The sequence below is a fragment of the Liquorilactobacillus sicerae genome, assembly GCF_029916425.1.
Taxonomy (GTDB): Bacteria; Bacillota; Bacilli; order Lactobacillales; family Lactobacillaceae; genus Liquorilactobacillus; species Liquorilactobacillus sicerae.
On record NZ_JAHAVQ010000368.1, the window covers coordinates 1 to 382 of the forward strand.

The 382-nt window shown below is 40.6% G+C and carries 1 pseudogene; it reads left to right on the top strand.

Annotated elements, in window-relative coordinates:
* Window positions 1–382 (top strand): annotated as a pseudogene (locus KH893_RS12870) (PTS sugar transporter subunit IIC); the annotation flags it as partial.

Genomic DNA, 382 nt, shown 5'->3' on the forward strand with positions numbered 1-382 from the left:
TGGCTTTGGCCGCTTTTATGGGTTCTGGAAGTGCCGTTGTCAGTTCATAGGGAGGATTTTTAATTAATGGCCCGGGTGATATTATCAATATCGGTATTACGCTTGTAATTTCTGTTTTGCTAATTAAATTAATTCAAAACAGGTTGGGCCAGCTGAAGGTTATTTTGTCACCGATTCTCGTTCTTGGAATTGCCGGTAGCCTTGGGCGCCTGCTTTTCCCTTACGTTCATTCAATTACTACAACTATTGGTGATGCTATTAATGATTTGACCGATCTGCAGCCTTTGATTATGGGTCCTTTAATGGGAATTATCTTTGCTGTTTTGATTCTTTCACCAATTTCTTCTGCTGGAATTGCAATTGCGATCGGCTTGAGTGGAAT